Source organism: uncultured Marinobacter sp., assembly GCF_963974375.1.
Classification (GTDB): Bacteria; Pseudomonadota; Gammaproteobacteria; order Pseudomonadales; family Oleiphilaceae; genus Marinobacter.
Genome location: NZ_CAXBDN010000233.1, coordinates 1 through 6,878 on the forward strand (window position 1 = coordinate 1; position 6,878 = coordinate 6,878).

The window sequence follows — 6,878 nt, forward strand, 5'->3', positions numbered from 1 at the left end:
CCCACTCGATGTCCATGGGACGGTCGTAGTGCTTCTCGATGATCATGGCCTGCTTGGCCAGCTCACAGACTTCGGCGTCGGTGATGCAGAAACGGTTACGGTCGTCCTGATCCACTTTCACCGTGTCCACAAAGTGCTCGGTCGTGTCGTCGGTGGAATACACCATCTTGATGGCTTTCGAGCCCAGGTTACGACGCAGTACCGAAGGCCGGCCTGCTTCCAGTGTGGGCTTGTGGACATAGAATTCGTCGGGGTTCACGGCACCCTGAACCACAGTTTCACCCAGACCGTAGGAGGCAGTAATAAACACCACATCCCGGAAACCGGATTCAGTATCCAGAGTGAACATGACACCACTGGCGGCCGTCTCACTGCGGACCATTTTCTGGATACCGGCGGACAGGGCCACCAGTTTGTGGTCAAAACCGTGGTGCACCCGATAGGAAATAGCGCGGTCGTTAAACAGGGAGGCGAACACTTCCTTCACCGAGGTGCGGACCTGATCCAGTCCCACCACGTTCAGGAAGGTTTCCTGCTGACCGGCGAAGGAGGCATCTGGAAGATCTTCAGCGGTGGCTGAGGAACGCACGGCCACCGCCAGGTTGTCATTGCCGTTCTGCAGGCTGGCGAAGGCCGTTTTCAGGTGCTCGTCCAGCTTCTCCGGGAATGGCTGCTCCAGCACCCACTGGCGGATCTCGGCACCGACCCGGGCCAGTTCGTTGACATCACTTACATCAAGAGCATCCAGCGCTTCGTCAATACGGTCGCGGAGGCCATCTTTGGCCAGAAATTCGCGATAGGCATGGGCCGTAGTTGCAAAACCACCTGGTACCGATACGCCGGCGTTGGCCAGATTGCTGATCATCTCGCCGAGGGACGCATTCTTGCCGCCCACCCGCTCAACATCTGACATACCGAGCTTCTCAAACCAGATAATATAATCTTCCAAAGCGCATCTCCTTTGGTTTCAATAAAGCACAGGGACCCTGAATGCTCACGTTCGCACGGGAACAAGATTGCTCCAGACTCTCGAATTTGGCGTGTATCATACTGTAACCTGTACAGATTACCTAGGGAACCTCAGCTCATGAAACGTACAGCTTTCTTCATATCCGACGGCACAGGCCTGACCGCAGAGGGTCTGGGCAACAGCCTGCTGGCTCAATTCGAGAAAATCGAATTCGAACGCATCACCGTGCCCTACATCGACGATGAGGAAAAAGCCCGGGAACTGACCACCCGTATCAACAAGGTAGCCGAAGAAGACGGCGACCGCCCGCTGGTGTTCGACACCATCGTCAATGAGGACATCCGCGCCATCATCAGTGAAGCCAACGGCTTTATGGTGGACATCTTCGGCACCTTCCTGGATCCGCTGGAGCAGGAACTGCAGTCGTCTTCCTCCTACAGCGTGGGCAAGTCACACGGCATTGGTAATGAAAGCAACTACGAGAAGCGCATCCACGCCGTCAACTTCGCCCTGGACAACGACGACGGCGCCCGTACCCGCCATTACGACGAAGCCGACCTGATACTGGTGGGCGCCTCCCGCAGCGGCAAAACCCCAACCTGCCTGTATCTGGCGCTGCAATACGGCGTCAAAGCTGCCAACTACCCCATCACCGAAGACGACCTGGACGACCAGCGACTGCCAGACGTGCTGCGCCCCCACCGGGAAAAGATCTTCGGCCTGACCATAGAACCCGAACGCCTGGCCACCATCCGCAACGAACGCCGGCCAAACTCCCGGTATTCCTCACTGAATCAGTGCATGCACGAAGTGGAAGAGATAGAAACCATGTACCGGCGGGAGCGGATTCCCTATATGAACACCACGGCCTATTCGGTGGAGGAAATTTCCACGCGGATTATGGTGACTACGGGGTTGAAGCGGGTTCGGTGAAGAAGGCAAGGGATGGGATCCCGTTCATCCTGACTCTGAGCCTGTCGAAGAGTCGAAGGATGTGAACTCCGGAGTCAGCGCCCTTCGACGGGCTCAGGGCGAACGGGAGTGTGGAGTATAGTTCCGTTCATCCTGACCACGAGCTTGCCGACGGGTCGAAGGATGGGGCAGGAAGTGTAGCAAGCGTATCGGTGGTTTCAGGCATCCTTGCCACTGTCAGTCCTCTTGTTGCAGATATCGGTCGGCCATTCGCATCACCCGCTCCACCTGTCCATCAACAAGAAGGTCCAACGGTGTTTCAGTCTCACGCCCAGGCAACTGCGGATCGTAAGGAACCAGCAAGAAACGGGTTTTCTCCTCAGCAGGCCACTCAGAGTCCTTGGTCAGCTTCAGAAAGGCTTTGACGCCCGGATAAACAACGCCCTTGTTCTGATCAAACTGAAATACGGGAAAGGACCATTCTCGACGAGGAGTGCGATAAGCCAGAATGGTATTCCGCTCGGCATGCTTCCTGACAGCATCTTCTGTGGTTCCGAGAAGATTCACGACGGAAGCGAGGCTTGCTGCTCCCCCGACTCGGTCCAGCATCTCCCGAAAACGCTCTTCCCCCTTCAGCGCCATGCGGTTTTTCAGGTCGATCGGGCTTGAAAGAGAATGCTCAGCGAGCCTGGACAGCATGATATGGTCGGGGAGCAGAGCGAGGGACTGAGCCTCAGGGAAAGACATTTGAGACAACTCACGCTCAACAACAACCGCTACACGGTCAACGAGCGCTGCCCTGAAAGCATCATCCGCTTCTGAACGCGCCTCTCCCACGCTGAGCGCCCTGCGAGACCTTCGCTTGTATCCGACAGCTCGCCCCCTGCCAACGGCTCTGCCGGGCCGCCGAACGGATTCATCGTTGGGTGTTTCCTGAAGTTCAGCATCTGATGCTTTAGTGATCATAAAAATGTCCGGTTGTCCTGCTTTAAAGAGCATAGGACAGATAGGACAAAACATCAATTTGAATAAAACGCGAGCTCAGAGCGAACGGGGCCACAGAGTAAAATTTCGGTCATCCTGAGCCCGTCGAAGGATGGGGACTCCAGTGCATGCGCCCTTCGACGAGCTCAGGGCGAGCGGAGTGTGGAGTGTGGAGTAAATTTCCGTTCATCCTGACCCTGAGCTTGCCGAAGGGTCGAAGGATGCGAACTCCGGACCATGCGCCCTTCGACCCTTCGGCAAGCTCAGGATCAGGGCGAACGGAGGGCATTGAGCCAACGGCCTTCGACTAAAACAAATCCTCAAACCGCCTGACGCTGCTGCACCACCTCATCCCGGATACCATCCCAACCCTCTTTCACTGAGCGAAGCAGGTTTGCCACTTCTTCCAGCTTCTCAGGGTCGTTCTTGACACTGGCTTCCAGCAGGGCGCTCTCCATGTATTCATAGAGGGCTTCAAGCCGCAGAGACAGTTCGCCACCCTTTTCCAGGTCCAGGAACGTTCTCAGGCCACCGATGATCTCAATGGCTTTATTGATCAGCTTACCTTTAGCCGCGTAGTCCTTCGCCTGCATCCGGTTCTTGGCCATGTTGATGCGTTCCAGGGCGCCGGCATACAGTAACTGGATCAGTTTGTGGGGGTCCGCATCGGTGATGCTGGTTTGGGTATTGACCCGCTGGTACGCTTGTAAGCCGTTCATAAATAACCTCGTTTCACCGTTGTCCGGTAGCCATGTAGTGGCAGGCCATACATCAGTATAGCCGGTTTAATCGTTCTGCCGGTTCGGCGCCAGGGCCGCCAGCTGCTGGGTGACGTAATCCCGCGTGCTGTTGAGCTGGGAAATCAGAGAGTCGGCGGCGCTGAACTGCTTGACCAGACGTTCCTGATAGCTCTCGATCCGCAGATCAAGCTTTACCCGGTCTTCCTGGATGCGCTCCAGATCACGATTCAGTGACTCAGTGCGTGAGCTCAAGGAACCATTGGCGCCCAGAATGTTGGTAATGGAGTCGACCGCGCGCTCGCTCACACCCTCGATAAAGCTGACTGAGCCACGGCTGCCCACATCACCGCCGGTGATGCGCACCTGCAGACCGGCCGCATTGCCGCCTGCGCTGCTCGGCAGGAACAACACCTGGCCGTCGCCCTGGGCTGCCTGTCCGTTAATGGTGCCCTGCACATCCTGCCCCGCACTGCCGGTTGCCGTGGCCAGGCCAGTAACATCAGCACTTACGCTGGTCAGACTGACGTTGGAGTCGGCGCCAAAGCGGTTGGAGGTAAAAGTCAGACCTTCGGTGGGATCAAAGGACACTTGCACAGAACGCTCGGCGGCGTTCAACGCTGAGTTAGTCCGCAAAGCCTCCTGAATCGCGGTGGCGAAGTCGGCTCCCGAATAGTTGCCCGCAGCGATGGACACCGTGGCGTCGGTTTCACCATCCACGCGGAATGTAAAGCTGTTGTCAGCGGCCACCTGGATGGCATCCGGCGCATCCGCAATGGCGTAGTTCAGACTGCCCCGACTGGCCATCTGGGTAACGCTAATGTCATAGCTACCCGGCCTGGTATTGGAGCCCGTGCGAACAAATTCCACCTGGGAATCGGTGGTCCTGCCCTGCTCGGCAAAGAGTGCCGTGACATCGTCCGGGTTCGCCAGTAGCTGTTGCTGAAACTTCTGGCTGTCAAACTGCAATTCACCGGTACGAAAATCCGTCCCGATTCCCACATCCGCGAGGCTGCGCACACTGGCACCTTCCAGTCCCGGAATAATACTGGTGAGCACGCTTTTCAGTTCGTTCTGAATGGTCCGAACCGTGGAATCACCGGTCAGAATACTGCCCTGGCCGGTCTCGCTGTTAAAGGATGAAAGTTCGCGGATCGTACCCTGCAGCTCATTAAACTTGTCGACAAACGCCTGCACCCGCTCGGCAACTGCGCCGGTATCCTGCTCTACTTTGACCGTAGACTTGCCAAGATCGGTCAGATTGAAGGTCAGCCCGTCCACCACGTTTTCAATGGTATTGGTGGCACGGGTCACCTCAACGCCATTGATACTCAGCCGGGCGTCAGCAGCTTCAATGGTCTGGGTCATGGATGCGTTGGCGGTCGGGTCAGCCGGATCAAAGGCAAACCGTACCAGGCCTTCGGCCCCCGCCACTTCCGTGGCCGATATCTTTACCGCATTGGCTGCGCCGGTCTCATCTGAAGAGAGCGTCAACCGGTAGCCGTTGCCGGTATCGATGACACCCGCAGACACGCCCGCATTCGCCTCATTGATGGCGTTCGCCAGGCCCTGCAGCGTGTCGTTATCTGAGTCAATGGTTATCTCAGTGGTCTTGTCACCCACCTGAAGGCTGAGGGTGCCCTGGCCAACACTGGTGGCATCCCGGTCGGCAAAGCTTTCAGTGCTTGCCAGCGCCTGGGCTTCAGCCAGACCCAGCACATTCAGGCTGTAGGAGCCGCGCGCAGCCTTGCCGGCATCGACCGATACCTCCACGTTGCTGCCGGAGGAAGTGGCAGAGAAAGACTTCATCGCATCCGCAGAGCCCAACTGGCGCATCGGCAAACGCAGCTCGGTCACCGCGCTACGCAACTTGCCATAGGCGGAGATCAGCGCCTCGGAACGCTCTGTTTGCCGGTCCAGCCGCTGTTCAGTTGGTCTGCGCTCCGCAGCCACCAGCTGATCGACCAGGTCCGACGTGAGAACGCCGGAACCGATGCCTAACGATGAAATACTTGCCATAACAATGCCTCCTCAAGGGGGCGAATTACCCGACTGTTCAGTTTATCGGCCGCGAGCGGCAAAACTTTGCCTGTTTCTGCGGAAAACAGCGGTCAATTTGTAACAGCCCGTAAACGCAGAACACCGCCGGCCCCTCTCGGGTGCGGCGGTGCTGAAATACCGTTGCCAACATCACCGCAAAAGCGGCAAGGTTTTACACTTTTATGTTGAACAACGTCAGCGGTTCATCCTGCTGCAAGTTTTCTGCCAACCTCAATGCAACTTCGTCCGGCATCTGGCGAATAACTTCCTGGGTTTGCTGATCCACCACCTTCACGATGGTTCGACCCATGTCGTTATCCACTTCAAACTGAAGATCCCGCTGCACGTTCTGCACGAAATCATTCAGCTGACTGACCGCATCATTCAGCTCCTTGCGCTGCTCTTCACTGCGCGCCTGCAGCTTTTCAGCCTGAGACGTCTGTTGAGCAACCTGGGGAGACTGAACCTGGCGGCCAGCGACGGATGAAGCAGCAAGGTCAGGGGCGTTCCGGCCCTCGGCCTGAGATGACGACAGTGCCTTGGCCGGAGCCTGGGCGCCGGAGCGCACCAGTTTCAGGTCCGGGCTGGTCAGGTTAACGTCATTCATAGCTTTACCTCGCTATCCTTCAACGGCGGAAAGCCGGAACCCGAAGGTTCCGGCTGTATCCGCTATGCCCCTTACTGCAGGAGGGACAGAACCTGCTGCGGACGGGCATTCGCCTGAGCCAGGACGGAGATACCGGCCTGCTGCAGCACCTGGGATTTGGCCAGGTTGGCAGTTTCTGCCGCGAAGTCAGCGTCCAGGATACGGCTATTGGAGGCACTGAGGTTCTCAACAGAGGTGCTCAGGTTGGCGATAGTAGACTCGAAGCGGTTTTGGATCGCACCGAGTTGGCCACGCTGCTCGTTGATTTGCTTGATGGCGGAATCAACTCTGAGGATGGCGTCATTTGCGCCAGCTACAGTGCCAATATTGATGCTATCCAGGCTTCCTCCTGTTGCCTCGCCAAGAACTTCACCGGTTGTCGCATCTGGCGTTCCAAAAGCACCAAGCAGAGTTGCGTCATTGCCACCGAGAGTAATGTCTTCTGAGGATGCTATTGAAAACGAGCCATCGTCATTTACCTGAGCAAAAGCCCCGCTGACTTTCGAGTTAATAGCATCAGCGAACTCCTGCTTGCTGGCATAAGTGCCACCCAGATCTACAGCTACCGAGTCACCTACTTTTACGGAAA

7 protein-coding genes are annotated in these 6,878 nt (G+C 57.0%); 1 reads left to right on the plus strand and 6 read right to left on the minus strand.

Translation table 11 applies throughout. The features are described 5' to 3' along the window. A partial coding sequence (locus AAC035_RS16620) for a PEP/pyruvate-binding domain-containing protein (protein ID WP_339806114.1) occupies positions 1-949 on the minus strand: 949 nt, incomplete at its 3' end. A gap of 138 nt (positions 950-1,087) precedes the next feature. On the opposite strand from AAC035_RS16620, the gene AAC035_RS16625 reads away from it, so the two are divergent. Beyond that, positions 1,088-1,903: a pyruvate, water dikinase regulatory protein gene (locus tag AAC035_RS16625; RefSeq protein WP_339806116.1), complete on the plus strand. Its 816-nt coding sequence runs from the start codon at positions 1,088-1,090 to the stop codon at positions 1,901-1,903. Between the two features lie 216 nt (positions 1,904-2,119). Here AAC035_RS16625 and AAC035_RS16630 read toward each other — a convergent pair whose 3' ends face one another. The 5 genes from AAC035_RS16630 to AAC035_RS16650 form a co-directional block, all read right to left on the minus strand. Next, the gene (locus AAC035_RS16630; RefSeq protein ID WP_339806118.1) at positions 2,120-2,848 is read right to left on the minus strand and encodes a hypothetical protein; all 729 of its coding nucleotides are present in this window, start codon (positions 2,846-2,848) and stop codon (positions 2,120-2,122) included. Between the two features lie 338 nt (positions 2,849-3,186). Further along, positions 3,187-3,585 (minus strand): flagellar export chaperone FliS, encoded by a 399-nt coding sequence (gene fliS, locus AAC035_RS16635; RefSeq protein ID WP_339806120.1) that lies wholly within the window; start codon positions 3,583-3,585, stop codon positions 3,187-3,189. A 66-nt stretch (positions 3,586-3,651) separates the two neighbouring features. Continuing rightward, positions 3,652-5,622: a flagellar filament capping protein FliD gene (fliD, locus tag AAC035_RS16640; RefSeq protein WP_339806122.1), complete on the minus strand. Its 1,971-nt coding sequence runs from the start codon at positions 5,620-5,622 to the stop codon at positions 3,652-3,654. A gap of 193 nt (positions 5,623-5,815) precedes the next feature. Then, positions 5,816-6,250 (minus strand): flagellar protein FlaG, encoded by a 435-nt coding sequence (locus tag AAC035_RS16645; RefSeq protein WP_339806124.1) that lies wholly within the window; start codon positions 6,248-6,250, stop codon positions 5,816-5,818. Positions 6,251-6,321: 71 nt separating this feature from the next. Further along, a partial coding sequence (locus AAC035_RS16650; protein ID WP_339806126.1) for a flagellin occupies positions 6,322-6,878 on the minus strand: 557 nt, incomplete at its 5' end.

Bases quoted from the DNA above. Each gene is read 5' to 3' on its own strand.
- AAC035_RS16645 (WP_339806124.1), bottom strand. From the start codon at position 6,250: ATGAATGACGTTAACCTGACCAGCCCGGACCTGAAACTGGTGCGCTCC.
- AAC035_RS16630 (WP_339806118.1), bottom strand. From the start codon at position 2,848: ATGATCACTAAAGCATCAGATGCTGAACTTCAGGAAACACCCAACGAT.
- fliS (WP_339806120.1), bottom strand. From the start codon at position 3,585: ATGAACGGCTTACAAGCGTACCAGCGGGTCAATACCCAAACCAGCATC.
- AAC035_RS16625 (WP_339806116.1), top strand. From the start codon at position 1,088: ATGAAACGTACAGCTTTCTTCATATCCGACGGCACAGGCCTGACCGCA.
- fliD (WP_339806122.1), bottom strand. From the start codon at position 5,622: ATGGCAAGTATTTCATCGTTAGGCATCGGTTCCGGCGTTCTCACGTCG.